This is a genomic window from Flavobacterium luteolum, from assembly GCF_027111275.1.
GTDB classification, from domain to species: domain Bacteria; phylum Bacteroidota; class Bacteroidia; order Flavobacteriales; family Flavobacteriaceae; genus Flavobacterium; species Flavobacterium luteolum.
On record NZ_CP114286.1, the window covers coordinates 2,539,508 to 2,556,271 of the forward strand.

The 16,764-nt window shown below is 32.9% G+C and carries 14 protein-coding genes; 12 read left to right on the forward strand and 2 right to left on the reverse strand.

Annotated features, from left to right (window positions below; all coding sequences use genetic code 11):
- Positions 1 to 42: 42 nt before the first annotated feature.
- From OZP10_RS10950 to OZP10_RS10975, 6 genes are all read left to right on the forward strand, one after another.
- Positions 43 to 777 (forward strand): type III pantothenate kinase, encoded by a 735-nt coding sequence (locus OZP10_RS10950; RefSeq protein ID WP_281634653.1) that lies wholly within the window; start codon positions 43 to 45, stop codon positions 775 to 777.
- Positions 770 to 1,999: a BamG family beta-barrel-assembly machinery protein gene (bamG, locus tag OZP10_RS10955; RefSeq protein ID WP_281634654.1), complete on the forward strand. Its 1,230-nt coding sequence runs from the start codon at positions 770 to 772 to the stop codon at positions 1,997 to 1,999. Before OZP10_RS10950 ends, bamG begins: the two co-directional genes overlap by 8 nt.
- A gap of 51 nt (positions 2,000 to 2,050) precedes the next feature.
- Entirely contained in the window at positions 2,051 to 2,608 is a 558-nt protein-coding gene (gene lptC, locus OZP10_RS10960; RefSeq protein ID WP_281634655.1) for an LPS export ABC transporter periplasmic protein LptC, read from the forward strand.
- Positions 2,609 to 2,810: 202 nt separating this feature from the next.
- Complete coding sequence (locus OZP10_RS10965) at positions 2,811 to 4,067, forward strand: hemolysin family protein (RefSeq protein ID WP_281634656.1); 1,257 nt, start codon at positions 2,811 to 2,813, stop codon at positions 4,065 to 4,067.
- A gap of 107 nt (positions 4,068 to 4,174) precedes the next feature.
- Positions 4,175 to 6,274, forward strand: coding sequence for a peptidylprolyl isomerase (locus OZP10_RS10970; protein ID WP_281634657.1), 2,100 nt, complete (start codon positions 4,175 to 4,177; stop codon positions 6,272 to 6,274).
- 257 nt (positions 6,275 to 6,531) lie between these two features.
- Positions 6,532 to 6,975, forward strand: coding sequence for a hypothetical protein (locus OZP10_RS10975; RefSeq protein ID WP_281634658.1), 444 nt, complete (start codon positions 6,532 to 6,534; stop codon positions 6,973 to 6,975).
- 15 nt (positions 6,976 to 6,990) lie between these two features.
- Here the strand turns inward: OZP10_RS10975 and OZP10_RS10980 are convergent, their stop codons facing one another.
- Both OZP10_RS10980 and OZP10_RS10985 read right to left on the reverse strand, forming a co-directional pair.
- Positions 6,991 to 7,899, reverse strand: coding sequence for a GYDIA family GHMP kinase (locus OZP10_RS10980; RefSeq protein WP_281634659.1), 909 nt, complete (start codon positions 7,897 to 7,899; stop codon positions 6,991 to 6,993).
- 95 nt (positions 7,900 to 7,994) lie between these two features.
- On the reverse strand, positions 7,995 to 9,308 hold the full coding sequence (locus OZP10_RS10985; protein WP_281634660.1) for a hydroxymethylglutaryl-CoA reductase, degradative: 1,314 nt from the start codon (positions 9,306 to 9,308) through the stop codon (positions 7,995 to 7,997).
- A gap of 180 nt (positions 9,309 to 9,488) precedes the next feature.
- On the opposite strand from OZP10_RS10985, the gene OZP10_RS10990 reads away from it, so the two are divergent.
- From OZP10_RS10990 to OZP10_RS11015, 6 genes are all read left to right on the forward strand, one after another.
- Complete coding sequence (locus OZP10_RS10990; RefSeq protein WP_281634661.1) at positions 9,489 to 11,660, forward strand: S9 family peptidase; 2,172 nt, start codon at positions 9,489 to 9,491, stop codon at positions 11,658 to 11,660.
- 38 nt (positions 11,661 to 11,698) lie between these two features.
- Entirely contained in the window at positions 11,699 to 13,375 is a 1,677-nt protein-coding gene (locus OZP10_RS10995; protein ID WP_281634662.1) for a peptide MFS transporter, read from the forward strand.
- Positions 13,376 to 13,379: 4 nt separating this feature from the next.
- Complete coding sequence (locus OZP10_RS11000) at positions 13,380 to 14,864, forward strand: peptide MFS transporter (RefSeq protein ID WP_281634663.1); 1,485 nt, start codon at positions 13,380 to 13,382, stop codon at positions 14,862 to 14,864.
- Positions 14,865 to 14,911: 47 nt separating this feature from the next.
- Positions 14,912 to 15,379 (forward strand): thioredoxin family protein, encoded by a 468-nt coding sequence (locus OZP10_RS11005; protein ID WP_177211154.1) that lies wholly within the window; start codon positions 14,912 to 14,914, stop codon positions 15,377 to 15,379.
- Positions 15,380 to 15,595: 216 nt separating this feature from the next.
- Positions 15,596 to 16,048 carry a thioredoxin domain-containing protein gene (locus tag OZP10_RS11010; protein ID WP_281634664.1) on the forward strand — a complete coding sequence of 151 codons (453 nt, stop codon included), beginning with the start codon at positions 15,596 to 15,598 and terminating at the stop codon, positions 16,046 to 16,048.
- Between the two features lie 263 nt (positions 16,049 to 16,311).
- Positions 16,312 to 16,761: a thioredoxin domain-containing protein gene (locus OZP10_RS11015; protein ID WP_281634665.1), complete on the forward strand. Its 450-nt coding sequence runs from the start codon at positions 16,312 to 16,314 to the stop codon at positions 16,759 to 16,761.
- The last annotated feature ends 3 nt before the right edge of the window (positions 16,762 to 16,764 follow it).

Below are 16,764 nucleotides of genomic sequence, written 5' to 3' on the forward strand. Positions count from 1 at the left end.
GAAAAAATCAATTCGTATCTTCGCAAAAGCAAAAAAGGAAATATGATTTTAACGGTTGATGTCGGAAATACTAGAATTAAAGCGTCTGTCTTTGAGGATAATACTGCACTCGAAAGTTTTGTTTTTGAAAAAAAAGAGCTTGAAAAAAAAATTGAAAAAATTTTAGAAAAATATCCAAAATGCTCCGATTTAGTTGTTGCTTCGGTAGGAAGTATCGAAAAACAATCATTTTTGTCTTTCGAAAATAGACTCAAAGTTCATTTTTTTACCCACGAAGATATTTTTCCTTTCCATAATAAGTATGCAACTCCAAAAACTTTAGGAATAGACCGAATGATTTTGGCTGCAGGAGCAACGCTTCAATTTCCAAAACAAAACCGTTTGGTTATAGATGCTGGAACGTGCATTACCTACGATTTTATCGACGAAAAAGACAATTATCTGGGAGGAGCCATTTCTCCAGGTCTTCGTTTACGATACGAATCATTGCATAATTTTACGGCCAGACTACCGTTATTAACCTTAGAAGAACCTGATTCTTATGTGGGAAACTCTACGGCACAAGCCATACATTCTGGTGTTGTCAACGGTTTCGTCTATGAGATTGACGGTTTTATCGATGAATATCGCAAAGAGTTTTCAAATTTTATCATAATTTTAACGGGAGGCGATGCAGATTTTTTGGCTAAACGATTAAAAAATACCATATTTGCCAATTCAAATTTCCTTTTAGAAAGTTTGAGCCAAACATATCAATATAAAATCGACAATGATTAAAAAAGTAATACTAAGCGCTTGTTTGCTTATATCGTTCGTTTCATTCGCTCAACAAGGTACTGCTTCGCCTTATTCTTTTTTCGGAATAGGAGATGTGAGATTCAAGGGAACTCTTGAAAACAGATCTATGGCAGGAGTTGCAGTAGAGCAGGATACGATTCACTTAAATTTAGAAAATCCGGCAAGTTATGCCAGCTTAATTCAGACAACTTTTACAGTTGGAGGAACATTTGCTACTTCAAATTTAAAAACGGATTCTGCATCAGAAAAAGCACAGCGTTCTACTTTTGATTATTTAGCATTAGGAATCCCGATGGGGAAATTTGGTGCTTCATTTGGTTTGATACCAGTAACTTCGGTAGGGTATAAAATCCGTAACGACAATTCTGCAACAGAAGGAGCAACAAGTTCACAGCTTGATGGAAAAGGTGGTGTAAACAAGGTGTATTTTGGTTTGTCATACAAAATAATGAAAAACTGGAATATTGGAGTAGATGCACAGTATAACTTTGGAAAAATTACTACAACAAGTGTCGAAGCTATTACAGGAGTTCAAAATGGAACAGCAGAAGTAAATACTTCTGAACTTTCAGGTATGGCATTTAGTTTCGGGACTATGTATCAGAAAAAGATCTATAAAAAGATGAGCATATTCTCTAGTTTGAGTTATTCTTTTGCAAGTAATTTAAATTCAGATAATACGCGAGTTATTTCAGTTCAAGGAGATCCAGAGGCTTATGGCGTTCCTACAGAATCAACAAAGCTAAAACTTCCAAACAAATTAAGTATCGGAGTAGGAGTTGGTGAAGCTAGAAAATGGCTTGTGGGAGCAAATATGACTTTTCAAGGAGATGGGCAGCTAGAGAATTATTACAATGCCGCAAACAATGTAAGATACGAAAGCTATTCTAAATATGCTGTTGGAGGATATTACCTTCCAAACTACGCATCTTTTACTAGCTATATGAGCAGAATTACCTATAGAGCTGGTTTGAAATACGAAAAAATCGGTTTGATTGTAAATAACGAATCAATTAAAGATATCGGAATGTCATTAGGTGTAGGAGTTCCAATTCCACAATCTTATTCAAATGTAAATTTCGGAATAGAGTTTGGTAAGCGTGGTACAACAGCTGCAGATTTAGTGCAGGAAAATTATGTGAATTTTAGCGTAAGTTTCTCTTTCAACGATAAATGGTTTGTGAAGAGCAAATACCAATAATCAAAACATATTATCTTTTCGAAGCTCATTACAATTTACTACATTTGGCAAATGAATTTACCAAAAAGATATAGTCTCATAGCTGTCACAGTTTTTGCTGTGACACTATTTTTTGGATGCGAAAGTAATTTTAAAGAAGTTCAGAAAATTAACTTCTCAGAATTTGTTCCTGCCAGCGATGCTGATACTGTAAATATTAAATATACAGATTCTGGACGCATTACGGGAGTTTTGATAAGTCCAAAAATGTTAGACTATTCAAATCTCGATTTTCCTTTTACAGAATTTCCTAAAGGAATCGATGTTACATTATATGATAAAAAGCAAAAACGTACCTTTATAAGAGGTAATTACGCGGTTTCTTATAAGAATACTGGAATTATTGATTTAATAGGAAAGGTAAAAATCACTTCAGAAGCGGGACAAGTTTTGGAAACAGAACAGTTGTATTTCGATCAGAAAAACGAATGGTTTTATACGGAAAGAAAATTTAAATTGACCGATACAAAAGGGGTTTCCTATGGTCAGGGAATAGATTTTAGCAAAGATTTTAAAGTGATCAATTCGCAGCGAATAAGCGGTGAAATTGAATCGAACGAAGAATTATAATATTATGGGTTATTTAAAATATACACAATACGTTTACATCCTTTTTGCAGTTTTCTTTACTTATGACGGTATTGTAAAACTAAATGAGGGTGATGAGAGCTATCCTTTCTATTTTGTGATTGCGGGGATGGCTATTTTTATGTTTTTCTTCAGAAGAAGATTTCTTAACAGGCACAACGACCGAAACAAAAAACAATAAAAAATGGAAATTAGTATTATAATAATATGTTTAATACTAGCTGCCTTTTTTTCTGGGATGGAAATTGCTTTTACATCCGCCAACAAAATTTATCTTGAAATCGAAAAGAAACAAGATGATTTCCTGTCTCGAATCTTAACCAAGCTAACCGAAAATCCATCCAAATTTATTGCTGCCATGCTTATTGGCAACAATGTAGCTTTGGTGATTTACGGCTTTTTTATGGGCGATCTTATTTTAAGCTGGATGGCTTATTTTGGATTGGTTTTTTCTGATTGGTGGAATATACTTATTCAGACACTTCTTGCCACATTTGTGGTTTTGCTTACTTCGGAGTTTTTTCCAAAGGTGTTTTTTCAAATTTATGCCAATTCTTTAATTAAAATTCTGGCGCTTCCAGCTTATCTGTTCTATCGATTATTCTATTATATCTCTACTTTCTTTATTTGGATTGCAGATTTTGTGTTAAGCAAATTCTTTAAAACAGAAGGAAATCAAATCCATTTGTTTAGCCGTATAGAGTTAGGGAATTATATAACAGAACAAATGAGTACTGTTGAAGAAGATGAAGAGGTAGATTCTGAAATTCAGATTTTTCAAAATGCATTAGAATTCTCGGGTGTAAAGGCGCGTGATATTATGACGCCTCGCACAGAAATTGTAGATATAGATCTTTTTGATACTGTTGATGATCTTAGAGCTTTGTTTATTGAAACGGGATATTCAAAGATTATTATAAGCCAGAATTCACTAGATGATATTGTTGGATATGTTCATTCGTTTGATTTGTTTAAAAAGCCAGCGACTATAAAATCGGTTTTAATGACCGTTGAATTTGTGCCGGAAACAATTCTGATTAAAGACGTCTTGAATCTATTGATCAAAAAACGAAAAAATATTGCTGTTGTTTTAGATGAATATGGAGGAACTTCTGGAATTATTACAATTGAAGATATTGTCGAGGAGCTTTTTGGAGAGATTGAAGATGAGCACGATTTGGATGAAGAATTAATCGAAGAAGAATTAGGAGAAGGAAAGTATTTGTTTTCTACCAGATTAGATGTTGAGTATTTGAATGAAACTTATAAATTATTGATTCCAGAAGAAGATTCTTATGGCACATTAGGAGGTTTTATTGTAAATCATACTAAAGAAATCCCACAAAAAGGAGACAAAATTGTAATAGATAAGTTTCATTTTTCTATTGAAGAGGCTTCAAATAAGAAAATAGAACTAGTCAAATTGACAATTAAAGAGTGATTTTTTAAATTAATGAAAAAAAATGTTGAAAATAAAACGCTAGTTGTATTGTTATTAACTAGATAATTGTATTTTCGCAAACTGAATATAAAATTAACGATAATAAAATGGCAGTTTTAGCAAAAATTAGACAGCGTTCCGCTTTATTGATAGGAGTTATTGCACTTGCATTATTTGCATTTATAATACAAGATCTATTTACAAGAGGAACATTCGGTCAAAGTTCAAAAGATGTAGGAAGCATCGATGGAAAAGATATTTCATTTGAAGACTTTAGAGTTAAAGTTAGTAATGTTGAAAAAAGTGGGCAAGGAATAACTTCCACTGAAGCTGCAAACAGAGTTTGGGATCAAGAAGTTTCAATCGCTTTATTATCATCACAGTTTGATAAATTAGGATTGAGAGTTGGTGAAAAACACATTTTAGAGGTTTTAAAATCAGATCCAAATATTGGTAAAAACCCAATGTTCTTAAACGCAGCAGGAATGTTTGATGTTGTTAAGTTCAAAGATTATTTTAAATCAAACCCAGAAGCGGCACAATACATTTCTCAAAAAGAGAAAGATGCTGAATTGAATGCAAAATTTCAAATCTATAATACTTTAATTAAATCAGGTCTTTACACAACTGCTAGTGAAGGAAAATTAAAGTATGAAATGGAAGCTAATAAAGTAAGTTTTGCTTTTGCAGCAGCTCCTTATTCTTCTATTAAAGATAGTGAAGTAAAAATCTCTGATGATGAGATCGTAGCTTACATGAAGAAAAACGAGAAAAAATTCAAAGCAGATGCAACTCGCGAAATTCAATACGTTTTAGTTGAAGATAAAGCATCTAAAGAAGATGAGGCTGAAATTAAAGCTAAATTAACTGCGCTATTATCAGGAAGTGTTGTATACAATGCAAAAACTGGTAAAAATGATACATTGCCAGGATTTAAAAATGCTACAAACATTGCTGAATTCGTAAACGCAAATTCTGATGTTCCTTACGATTCTACTTATGTTCCTAAAAATGCATTGCCAGCAGTTGATGCTGACAAATTATTCAGCTTACCTGCTGGAGCAATCTACGGACCATATGTTTACGGAAGATACTATGCAATTTCTAAATCTCAAGGATTTAAAGCTGGAGTTAATGCAAAAGCTAGTCATATCTTAATTGGTTACGAAGGATCTCAAACTCCAAACCAAAAAGAAAAAAGAACTAAAGAAGAAGCTAAAGCTAAAGCTGAAGAAATTTTAGCACAAGTTCAAGCTAATCCAGATAGTTTTATGATGTTAGCTTTTACAAGTTCTGATGATTCATCTGCACAGCAAGGTGGAGACTTAGGATATTTTGGGCCAAACCAAATGGTAAAACCTTTCAACGATTTTGTATTCAGCAACGGAATTGGCAAAGTTGGTTTAGTAGAAACTCCTTTCGGATTTCACGTAATCAAAATTACAGACAAACAAGACGGAATTCGTTTAGCTACAATTGCTCAAAAAATTGAGCCATCTGAAGCTACTTCTGATAAAGTATTCACATTAGCAACTAAATTTGAAATGGATGCTGCTGATAAAGACTTCAATGCTGCAGCAAAAGAATTAGGATTAAAAGTTGCTCCAGCTGTTAATGCAAAAGCTATGGATGAAGCGTTTGGACCATTAGGAAACCAACGTAACATTGTAAGATGGGCTTTTGATAAAGAAACAAGTAAAGGTGACGTAAAACGTTTCGAAATTGCAAACATCGGACACGTTATCGCACAATATAAAGGTGAAAACAAATCAGGTTTAGTTTCTGTTGATATGGCAAGACCTTATGTAGAGCCAATCTTGAAAAACAAGAAAAAAGCAGAATTGTTAAAAGCAAAAATGCAAGGTTCAAGTCTTGAAGCTATTGCTAAAGCTGCAGGAGTTGCTGTTCAACAAGCTGCAGATGTAACTCTTGATAATCCAGTTTTACCTGGTGGAGTTGGACAAGAGCCGAGAGTAGTAGGTAATGCATTTGCATTAGCAGCAAATAAAATCTCTGCTCCAATTGAAGGAAATACTGGTGTTTATGTAGTTAAAAACATTAAGACAGTAAAAGCTCCAGCAATTGCTAATCACGCAGCTTACGTAGAGAAAGTAAAAGCTCAAAGCGCATCTGATGCAAACAGAGTATTGCCAGCGTTAAAAAACAATGCTAAAATTGAAGATAACAGATTACAATTTAATTACTAATTAAAAGTAATTTATCATAAAAAGAGACCCGAAACATTAATATGTTTCGGGTTTCTTTTTTTTTATAAAATTAAGAAAATCTACTTTGTGTTAATTTTCTTAAAGTATATAGGGATTATCGAAATTTAATTTAAAAAACTTGTGATTTTCAAATTATTACAGTTAATTTGCTCGATTTTTACTTTAACATATTTTTAGCTTTTGCGAGGAAATAGAGTTAAGAAGAATAATGAGCTAATAAACAAATCGCCTATTTAATGTTTTTTACTTTTAAAATTTTTAAAAAGAAGCCGAGAGTATATACCAAAATAGAGAGCCACATCTATGGTATTATTACAGAGCTTTTAAAAGTGAGCAGCACCGACATCAATGTTGATGAATTGGGTGGAAAATATTATTTGAGTAATGAAGAGCAACATTTTAAAGTAACCATTTTAAGCAATGACTATGTGATCAGATTGACAAATACACATGATTCTGTTGCTGAAAAATATGATAAAGTTTTTGTCGAAGATGTTTTGAAAGCAGTAAAAGAAGAGAAACACCGACGGATGGAGGTTGTTTATGACTCTATTACAAATAGCATCGAAAAAATGGCGGAACGCTTGCACAATAGACTTATAGAGTCAAATGAACAAGACAAATCGGTTCGTCGTTTGGAGACAAAAGAAGTTAAAAACAATAAAAAAGCAAACTTATAGCTTTTTTGAAATGAATTATAAAATCATTTCTTCATAAGTTAAAATTGTCTCGTAGCCTTTATTGGAGAAATATTCTTTCGGATTTTCTTTAGAAACTACCAGAATAAAGTCGCCTCCCCAAGCTCCCAAACTTTTTATTACACCATTAAAATCAGGAAAAACAGCCTCTTTTATGGTCTGCATTTCCAAAACTTTACTTAAATGAATTTCGTGTTTCTGAATCGCCGACGCAAATTCTTTTAATGTTTTGGCGTGAAGAATTTCATTTGTGATTTTATTGTTTTCTGCAACACTAGCTGCTAAATGATTGCCTTTGTGGTTGTTGTAGGAGAATATGGCAGATTTGCTGTTTTGTTTTTTATTCAAATACACAAAATAAAGATGTTGTGTAAAATCTGGATTAAATTCAACTTGTTTTACGAAATTATCTTTTATGCGGTATAAAATAGGCGTGTTGTTTTGTGCGCATGCAATATCGTAACCACTTCCGCCGAAACTGTTTTTTAGTAGGGTGAAAGCATTAATTTCGGTCCACTGTGCAATATTATTGATAAGAGTTGAAGAAGTTCCTAGTCCCCAATTTTTTGGAAAACTCAAATGTGTGCTTACTTTATATCCGTTAGCATTATCGATAAATTTTGGATTTAAAATATAAGCTTCGTATAAAATATTGACTAAAGTTGATTTTACAGTGTCAATGTGAGAGTCTGAACCTTTTACAACTTCGTCAAATGAAATAGTTTCTTCAAACCACAAGTGTTTATCGTAATCGTAACTTTTCCATTCAATTTGTTTGTTTTCTGAGTCTTCAATTACTAAATCCTGACCAAATTTTGTTGGTAGCGCAAATGCATCTGCTCCATCCAAAACTAGATATTCTCCAGCAATAAAAAGTTTTCCGTTACTGTAAAAGGTATTCTTCATGCTTTATTTTTTAGCCCCGATAGCAGTGGAAATCCTTTTGCTTTTTTTCTTTAAAAAAGCAAAAGATTGAAACGGATAGCGGGATTAGCTTCTAATTATTTTCTTAAATTCTCAATAAATTCTACCACAGCACTGTGAGAAACGGCTGTTTTTTTGAAGTGCGCTTTAATTAAATGACGTTCTTCATCGGTAGCTTCAAATTGATTGATAATATTGTTAAGGTGCATTTTCATGTGGCCTTCCTGAATTCCTGTTGTGGTTAAGGAACGCAATGCAGCGAAATTTTGCGCTAAACCAGCAACAGCAACAATTTCCATTAATTCTGGAGCAGATGGTTTTTCTAAAATGTCTAAGCACAATTTCACTAAAGGATGCAAAGAGGTTAAACCGCCAACGGTACCAACTGCAAGCGGAATTTCAAGCCAAAAAGTAAAAATTCCATCTTCTATTTTCGCATGCGATAAACTTGCGTACTGGCCATTTTTAGCTGCATAAGCATGTACACCAGCTTCTACAGCTCTAAAATCATTTCCGGTTGCTAGAATGACAGCATCTACGCCATTCATGATACCTTTGTTATGTGTAACCGCTCTAAAAGGTTCTATTTCTGCAATTTGAACAGCTTGAACAAAACGTTCTGCAAATTCTTGCGGACTTGTAATATGTTTTTCTGCTAAATCTTGAATTGGGCAAGAAACTTCAGCCCTAACAAGACAATGTGGAACATAGTTAGAAAGAATGCTCATGATAACTTCTAACTTTTCTCCATTTTGGCATAAATCAGAATTTTGAGCTTCTTCTTTTAAAGTTGTAGCAAATTGCTCCAGACAAGAATTGATGAAATTGGCGCCCATACTATCTTTAGTTTCAAAAGTAGCATGAAGCTGGTAGTAATTTTCTAGTAAACTTCTTTTGTCTTTTAGTTTGATGTCTAAAATTCCTCCGCCACGTTGTTGCATATTTTTGGTAATGCTTTGCGTTTCTGAGAATAATTTTGGTTTTATCTGGTCAAAAAAGTTATTTAATTTTTCGGCATCTCCGTTGTAAGTAAAATGAACCTGTCCGATTTTTTCAGTATTAATAATTGTAGCTTTAAAACCGCCTCTTGTTGACCAGTATTTTGCTGCTTTTGAAGCTGCTGCTACTACAGAACTTTCTTCAATTGCCATCGGAATGGTTTTGTATTTTCCGTTGATCAAAAAGTTAGGTGCAACTCCAAGTGGGATATAAAGGTTTGTAATGGTGTTTTCTATAAATTCATCATGAAGCTGCTGAAGCTTTTCGTCTGAATTCCAGTAATTTCTTATAATATTTTGTGCCTCTTCAGGATTTGAAAAATATTCATTTGCAATCCAATTAATTTTTTCTTTTTTGGATAATTTAGAAAATCCGGCAACAGCGTTGTTCATTCTCAATGTATTAAATAATAATGTTGCGGCAAAGATACTATTTTAAGAGTTTTGATTGCAATCTATTTCAGACATGAAAGTACGCAATCGTTATTTTTTTTAACATTTAACACTTAAAATGTGTATTATGTTTATTTTTTTTACTAAAATTGGGCTCTTTTTATATTTAAAATAATTCTAATGAATACAAGCAAATTTACTGCAGTACTTTTATTCTTAACTGCGGTTGTTTTTGGACAGCAGAAAATAACTGTCGAAAATGTTTTTAGCGGTACTTTCCGGGCAAAAGGAATGGATGAACTACAATCGCTGAAAAATACAAATCAATATACTGTTTTAAATGTTGATCAGGCGAGCAGAAGTATGCAGATTGATTTATACGACTTTGCTACCCTGAAAAAAGTATCTAATCTTATCGATACTAAAAACTTCAAAGAACTTGCAGACGGAATTGATAGCTACACTTTTGATGCTGCTGAAAAAAAGATCTTAATTGCTTGTAATTCTTCTAAAATCTTCCGTCACTCTTTTACTGCTGATTATTTCCTTTATGATATTGCAGCAAAATCTCTGATTAAACTTGTTGATTTTCAAATTCAAGAACCAACATTTTCACCTGACGGAACAAAAATCGCTTACGCAAAAGAAAATAACTTATATGTGTACGACGTAGCATCAAAAAAATCTACGGCTATTACAACAGACGGGAAGAAAAATGCTGTTATAAATGGTATTACTGACTGGGTTTACGAAGAAGAGTTTGCATTTGTTCGTGCTTTCGACTGGAGTAAAGACAGTAAAAAAGTAGCTTACATTCGTTTTGACGAAAGCCAGGTTCCTGAGTTTTCAATGTCAATCTTCCATAAAGATCTATATCCTAAAATTGAGACTTTTAAATATCCTAAAGCTGGAGAAAAAAATTCTGAAGTTTCGTTACATATTTACGATGTAGCTGCAGGTGCAACAAAAAAAGTAGATTTAGGAAAATATAATGATTTCTATATTGCAAGAATGCAATGGACAAATGATGCAAATGTACTTTCGGCACAGGTTTTAAACCGTCACCAAGACAATTTAGATTTATTGTTTGTTGATGGTAATACGGCAACTGCAAAAGTAGTTTTAAATGAAAAAGATAAAGCGTATGTAGATATCAATGATAATTTGACGTTCTTAAAAGATAACAGTTTTATCTGGACAAGCGAAAAAGACGGGTTTAATCATATTTATGTATATGATAAAAACGGAAAACTTAAAAATCAAATTACAAAAGGAAACTGGGAAGTGGTTTCATACTACGGTTTCGACGAAAAAACTAAAACTATTTTCTATCAGTCTACAGAAAATGGCTCTATCAACAGAGATCTTTACAGAATTGGTTTAGACGGAAAAAATAAAGTGCGTTTGTCTTCAAAAACAGGAACAAGTGCAGCGACTTTTAGTCCAAACTTCCAATACTTTATTACAACTTTCTCAAGTAATACACAGCCTACAACGTATACTTTAAACGAGGCTAAAACTGGAAAAGAAATTCAGGTTATCGAAAATAATCAGGCTCTTGCAGATAAATTGAAAGCGTATAATCTTCCTTCAAAAGAGTATTTTGTTTTAAAAACAGCAAAAGGAAACGAATTAAATGCATGGATTTTAAAACCAAAAGATTTTGATCCTTCAAAAAAATATCCTGTTTTCATGTTCCAATATTCAGGGCCAGGATCTCAGCAGGTGGCAAATCAGTGGAATAATTCTAATGATTACTGGTTTCTTTCTTTAACACAACAAGGTTATATCGTAGCTTGTGTTGACGGACGAGGTACTGGTTTTAAAGGAGCTGATTTCAAAAAAGTTACACAAAAAGAATTAGGAAAATACGAGGTTGAAGACCAAATCGATGCAGCAAAAGTAATTGGTGCTTATCCTTACGTTGATGCTTCAAGAATTGGAATCTTCGGATGGAGCTACGGTGGATTTATGGCTTCTAACTGTATTTTCCAAGGAAATGATGTGTTTAAAATGGCAATTGCTGTTGCACCAGTTACAAACTGGAGATTTTATGACAGTGTTTATACAGAAAGATATATGCAGACTCCGCAAGAAAATGCAAGCGGATATGATCAAAACTCTCCTATAAATCATGTTGATAAATTGAAAGGGAAGTTCTTGTTGATTCATGGTTCTGGAGATGATAATGTTCATGTTCAAAACACAATGCAGATGATGGAAGCTTTAATTCAGGCTAATAAACAATTTGATTCTCAAATTTATCCAGATAAAGATCATGGTATTTATGGCGGAAAAACAAGAGTTCAGCTTTATACTAAAATGACCAACTTTATTAAAGAAAATTTATAATCTAAAAATAATTTAACCTAATTAAATAAACGAATAATATGGGAGAAAATCAAGTGAAAACTGCGCATCCAAAAGGACTTTGGGTATTGTTTGGAACTGAGATGTGGGAGCGGTTCAATTTTTATGGAATGCGAGCTTTATTGACTTTATTTCTTGTGAATTCATTATTGATGAAAGAAGAGGAAGCGTCATTAATTTATGGAGGTTTTCTTGGACTTTGTTATTTGACACCAATGTTAGGTGGTTTTGTTGCTGACCGATATTTAGGAAACAGAAATTGTATCTTATTAGGAGGATTATTGATGGCAATAGGACAATTGCTTTTGTTTACGAGCGGGAGCGTTTTTGGATCTAATTTAGGTTTAGCAAAAATCATCATGTACTCTGCGTTAGGAGTAATTGTTTTTGGTAATGGATTCTTCAAACCAAACATTTCTAGTATGGTTGGAAGTTTATATCCAAAACAAGAAAAAACCAAATTAGATAGTGCTTTTACTATTTTCTATATGGGAATTAACATCGGAGCATTTTTAGGCCAGTCTATCTGTCCTTTATTAGGAGATGTTAAAGACGCAGGAGGAATTAGAGATATTCATGCTTTTAGATGGGGATTCTTGGCAGCTTCTGTTGCAATGTTGTTAGGGACAGTTCTTTTCTATTTCCTGAAAAATAAATATGTAGTTTCTCCAGAAGGAAAACCATTAGGAGGACTTCCTTCTAAAAATGATGCTTCAGATTTTGAAGAAGGAGAAGCGCAAAAAGCAAACTTTTCTAATAAGGCTTTGGCAGTTGCAGGAATTGCGTTTATCGCTTTAGGATTCTTTTTTCATTATGTTGTAGGTCAGAACTTAATTTATACTTTAATTTATTCAAGTGGTTTAGCTTTGGCAGGATTAATTATATCTGATACTTCTTTGACTAAAGTTGAAAGAGATAGAATTATTGTAATTTACATCGTGTCGTTCTTTATTATTTTCTTCTGGGCGGCGTTTGAGCAAGCAGGTTCATCTTTAACTTTTATTGCAGATAACCAAACAGACAGGCATTTCTTTGGTTGGGCAATGCCTCCATCGATGGTTCAGATTTTTAACGGAATGTTTGTTGTGGTTTTAGCAGTTCCTTTTAGTATTCTTTGGGATACTTTAAGAGCTAAAGGAAAAGAGCCGATCTCTCCTGTAAAATTAGCAGCTGGTTTAGTGATAATTTCTGTGAGTTTCTTTATGATTGCAACTCAAGTTTCTTATATCGGAACTTCTGGTTTATTGCTAGTTAAATGGTTAATCTTATTGTATTTCTTAAATACATGTGCTGAATTGTGTTTATCTCCAATTGGTTTGTCTTTGGTTGGTAAATTATCTCCAAAACGTTTTGCATCATTATTATACGGAGTATTCTTTTTATCTAATGCATCAGGATATGCTTTAGGAGGAACTTTGGGTTCTATCTTGCCTGCAACTGGTGATAAATTTGCAAAAGCAAAAGAATTAGGAATCGATCTTCAAGCGGTTTTAGATAAAAAAGTAACATTATCGGCAGAGCAAATATCTTTATTGGATCACCATCAAATTAGTGCACAAAATCCAATTTTTGCAGGATTTGAAATCCATAATTTATATGAATTCTTTATGGTATTTGTTGTACTTACAGGTATTGCTGCAATCTTATTATTTGCTTTAACACCACTATTGAAAAAATTAATGCACGGTGTTAGATAAAAAAATGGAAAACAATATTACTTTAGAAGAAATTCAAAATTTTAAAGGCAAGTACCCAAAACAATTGTGGTACTTGTTTTTGGTTGAAATGTGGGAACGTTTTTGTTTCTACGGAATGCGTGGGGTTCTGGCTTTTTTTATGGTAGACCAATTAGGTCTAGTGGAAGGAAAAGCAAATTTGCAATATGGAGCAATTCAGGCTTTTGTATATGCATTTACTTTTATTGGTGGAATTTTTGCTGATAAAATTTTAGGGTTTAAGAAATCACTTCTTTTTGGAGGAATTGTCATGATTCTTGGAAACTTGCTTATTGCGGCTTCTCCCCATGATTTCTTTTATTACGGAATAACACTTTCTATTATTGGAACAGGTTTTTTTAAACCAAACGTTTCTTCGATGGTAGGAGAGTTGTATCATGAAAACGACGGCCGTCGTGATGCTGGTTACGGATTGTTTTATGCAGGAATTAATATAGGTGGAATGCTTGGTGGAGCAATTCCTATTTATTTAGGAAAGAACTATTCTTGGAGTCTTTGCTTTCTTTCTGCAGCAATTGTTATGGTAATTGGAGTTATTACTTTTCTTTTAACGAAAAAACATTTAGCGCCAATTGGAAATTCTCCATTAGAAAATCAAGCGCCGAAAAAACGTAATCTTTATGAAATAGCGGTTTATGTTGGTTCTTTTGTTGTAATACCATTAGTTTATATAATGGTTATCAATTCTGATTTTACAGAGTACTTTATGTATACTATGGGAATAGTGGCATTAGGGTACTTTGCATATGAATTGATAATGCTAAAGGATGGAAAACAACAACGAAAACTTTTAGCTGCATTTGTGTTTATTTTTGGATACTTTATGTTTATGGCAATTTCGGAGCAATCTGGAGGGTCATTGTCTTTGTTTGCAAAAGATAATTTATCTAACAAGTTATTGTTTTTTAATATTGATCCAAACGTAGTAAATAATAGTATCAACTCATTGTATGTTGTTATTTTTAGTCCGTTGGTAGGATTGTTATGGATATTTATGGCTAAACGAAAAATTGAACCTAATACTGTTATTAAGTTCGGTTTATCATTTGTTTTGCTTGCGGCAGGTTTCTTCATTTTTTACTCTGCTAGATTTTTTGTTGATGCAGACGGATTAAGTTCTCTAGATGTTTTTGCTTTAGGATATCTTGTGTATACGCTTGGAGAGTTGTGTATTGGTCCAATCGGAATGTCGGTAATTACAAAATTATCGCCTAAAAGATTGTTTGGAATGATGATGGGATTATGGTTCCTGTCAAGTGCATTTGGTCAGTTTGCTGCTGGGAAATTGGGAGCTGAAATATCTGATGCCAACACTGGAACTACATTAATGTCTAAACTTATTGCTTATACAGACGGATATTATCAATTAGCGCTATATTCTTTAATTGCTGGAGTTGTTTTAATTGTTTTTACCCCGTTAATTAGAAAATTAATGCAAGAAGTTAAATAATTATGTTGTAATAACTTTTTGCATAAATTTGTGAAAAATTTCCCATTATGAAAAAAATAGTACTTATTGCTTTGTTTTTAATCGGTGCTGCTAATCTACAGGCACAAGAATTAAAATGGTATACAGATGTTAGAGAAGCAATTACTGTTAGTAACAAAGAACAGAAGCCTATGCTGATGTTTTTTACAGGCAGTGATTGGTGCGGATGGTGTATTCGTTTACAAAATGAAGTTTTAAAGACTGCTGAGTTTAAAAAATGGGCAACAGATAATGTGGTTTTAGTTGAGTTAGATTATCCTAGATCCGTTCCTCAGACACCAGAGCTTAAAAGTCAGAATAACGAATTGCAGCAAGCTTTTGGAATTCAAGGGTTTCCGACGGTTTTCTTTACTAGTGCAGAAACAAAAGATGGTAGGGTAAACTTTAAAGGTCTTGGTAAAACAGGATATGTTGCCGGCGGGCCGTCAGCATGGTTAACTGTTGCGGAAGAAATTGTGCATCCGAAGAAATTGTAGTTTTTAATTAAAAAAGATAAATGAAAAAGCCTCTTACTCAGTAAGAGGCTTTTTTTGTTTAGTAAGAAAAACTCTTTGCAAATTTGTGGTTGATTGAGTATTTTTTATTTTATTATATTTAAAAAAACACATAATGTATTTTTTGTGCTAATAAAATTTGGATAACTAAAATATAATGTTAATTTCGTCTTGCTAATCTAACCAAAACCAATTTATATGACTAAAAAATTACTTATCCTACTGTTTTTTTTAGGTTCATTTATGATGCAAGCACAAAACTTAGCATGGAGAACAAACATGACAGATGCTATTGCTATAAGTAATGACCAGAAAAAACCAATGTTGATTTTATTCACTGCCTCAGGTGTACCAGAAAATCTTCAAAATGAAATCTTTAAAACACCCGATTTTGCCGTATGGTCGCGTGACAACGTGGTCTTGGTAAAATTAGATTTATCTGATATGAATGCTTCAGATAGTGATCGCGAGCAAAACGTAAAATTGAAAAATGCATTTGGAGTTCAAGATCTTCCAGAAGTATGTTTTGCAATGGCATCAGTACGAAAAAACAAAACTACATTTAGTGCTTTAGGAAAAATAGCCTACAAACCTGGAGGAGCAAAAGCGTGGATTGCAGAATCAAATGCAATTTTGCACCCAGCAGAATAGTAAACGATTTCATTCGACTTTTATTTTAATTTTTTTTAGTCCCTTTCTGTTTCATGCAGAGAGGGATTTTTTTTGATCTAAAAATAAGAGGTAAAGAATTTGATTATTTCGAAGAGTGTTTATTTTACATTTGTTAAAAAACAGCTTATTTATTATCAATTTCATTTTAATGCTTAAAGGTTGATTTTTAATAGCTTAAATTTTTTATTGGATTGTGTTTTTGTATTAATTTAGTTGTATTAACCTACCAAAACCCAAATTATATGCCTAAAAAATTACTTATCCTATTGCTGTTTTTAAGTCCGTTTTACATGAATTCTCAAAATGTAATATGGAAAACAGACATTAATGATGCTGTGGCTGTGAGCGCTGAGAAAAGAAAACCTCTATTGATTTTTTTTACTGCTCAAGGTGTTAATCCTCAGTTGCAGAATGAAATATTTTCTACTCGAGATTTTGAAGAATGGGCACGTAAAAACGTTATTTTGTTAAAACTTGACCTTTCTGATCCTACCGCATCTGAAACGGTTAAAGAGCAAAATTTAAGATTAAAGAATGCTTTTGGTATAGAAGATATTCCGCAAGTATGTTTTTCTGAAGTCGCGGTCAGGAAAGGAAAAACCAATTTTAATAAACTAGGGCTTATTGCTTATAAAGCTTCTGGAGTTAAGAATTGGATTTCTGAATCTAATTCGATTTTAAATCCGGAATAAAAA

Bases quoted from the DNA above. Each gene is read 5' to 3' on its own strand.
- OZP10_RS10950 (WP_281634653.1), top strand. From the start codon at position 43: ATGATTTTAACGGTTGATGTCGGAAATACTAGAATTAAAGCGTCTGTC.
- bamG (WP_281634654.1), top strand. From the start codon at position 770: ATGATTAAAAAAGTAATACTAAGCGCTTGTTTGCTTATATCGTTCGTT.
- lptC (WP_281634655.1), top strand. From the start codon at position 2,051: ATGAATTTACCAAAAAGATATAGTCTCATAGCTGTCACAGTTTTTGCT.
- OZP10_RS10965 (WP_281634656.1), top strand. From the start codon at position 2,811: ATGGAAATTAGTATTATAATAATATGTTTAATACTAGCTGCCTTTTTT.
- OZP10_RS10970 (WP_281634657.1), top strand. From the start codon at position 4,175: ATGGCAGTTTTAGCAAAAATTAGACAGCGTTCCGCTTTATTGATAGGA.
- OZP10_RS10975 (WP_281634658.1), top strand. From the start codon at position 6,532: ATGTTTTTTACTTTTAAAATTTTTAAAAAGAAGCCGAGAGTATATACC.
- OZP10_RS10980 (WP_281634659.1), bottom strand. From the start codon at position 7,899: ATGAAGAATACCTTTTACAGTAACGGAAAACTTTTTATTGCTGGAGAA.
- OZP10_RS10985 (WP_281634660.1), bottom strand. From the start codon at position 9,308: ATGAACAACGCTGTTGCCGGATTTTCTAAATTATCCAAAAAAGAAAAA.
- OZP10_RS10990 (WP_281634661.1), top strand. From the start codon at position 9,489: ATGAATACAAGCAAATTTACTGCAGTACTTTTATTCTTAACTGCGGTT.
- OZP10_RS10995 (WP_281634662.1), top strand. From the start codon at position 11,699: ATGGGAGAAAATCAAGTGAAAACTGCGCATCCAAAAGGACTTTGGGTA.
- OZP10_RS11000 (WP_281634663.1), top strand. From the start codon at position 13,380: ATGGAAAACAATATTACTTTAGAAGAAATTCAAAATTTTAAAGGCAAG.
- OZP10_RS11005 (WP_177211154.1), top strand. From the start codon at position 14,912: ATGAAAAAAATAGTACTTATTGCTTTGTTTTTAATCGGTGCTGCTAAT.
- OZP10_RS11010 (WP_281634664.1), top strand. From the start codon at position 15,596: ATGACTAAAAAATTACTTATCCTACTGTTTTTTTTAGGTTCATTTATG.
- OZP10_RS11015 (WP_281634665.1), top strand. From the start codon at position 16,312: ATGCCTAAAAAATTACTTATCCTATTGCTGTTTTTAAGTCCGTTTTAC.